Genomic DNA, 776 nt, shown 5'->3' on the forward strand with positions numbered 1-776 from the left:
CGAGAGCACTTCACTTCACCTTGGAACAACTCACGCGCTGGAAAGTTAGGACCTGGCATCGAAGTCTATTTCTCCTCGATCCGCGCTTAACAAATGTTAGTCGTAACATAAACTAAAGATTACGGGAAGGAACATCTCAATGGAAGCAGCCTTGGGCAGGGTATCCGCCAGTAAACACACTGGCAGGGAAAATCTACTGGTTTGCTTCTCCCACTTGCGATGGAATTTCGTTCATCAACGGCCGCAGCATATCCTCACCCTCGCATCAGAGCAGCAGAGAGTGGTCTACTTTGAGGAGCCTGTTTTCGAAGAACTGCCACAGCCGCAGATGCGGACGAGCGAGGCATCGCCAAACATCCTGATCGTGACACCAGTGCTGCCGCTCGGCGCGTCGGCCGCGAAATCAGATGCCGTGCAGCGGAGGTTTGTTCAGCAGATCATAGCTTCTATGCCGCACAGCCGGCTGATCGCCTGGTATTACACGCCGATGGCTCTCCGCTTCACGGAGTTTCTTGACCCAGACATATGCGTCTACGACTGCATGGACGAACTCTCCGCTTTCAAGAATGCGCCGCCCGAACTGGCGCAGATGGAAAAGGCACTTCTGCGCCGCGCCGATCTCGTTTTCACCGGTGGCCTGAGCCTGTTCGAGACCAAGCGCCGCCTGCATCAGGCTATTTACCCCTTTCCGAGCAGCATCGACGTGAAACCTTTTCACAAGGCAAAGCTGCCAGGAAAGGACCCAGCCGATCAGGCCGGCATTCCTCACCCGAGGG

At 55.4% G+C, this 776-nt stretch carries 1 pseudogene; it reads left to right on the forward strand.

The annotated features are described in order from the left end of the window. Positions 1-139: 139 nt before the first annotated feature. Positions 140-776, forward strand: a pseudogene (locus tag EOA22_RS35805) (glycosyltransferase family 1 protein); the annotation flags it as partial.

It is taken from the genome of Mesorhizobium sp. M7A.F.Ca.US.014.04.1.1 (assembly GCF_003998745.1).
GTDB classification, from domain to species: domain Bacteria; phylum Pseudomonadota; class Alphaproteobacteria; order Rhizobiales; family Rhizobiaceae; genus Mesorhizobium; species Mesorhizobium ciceri.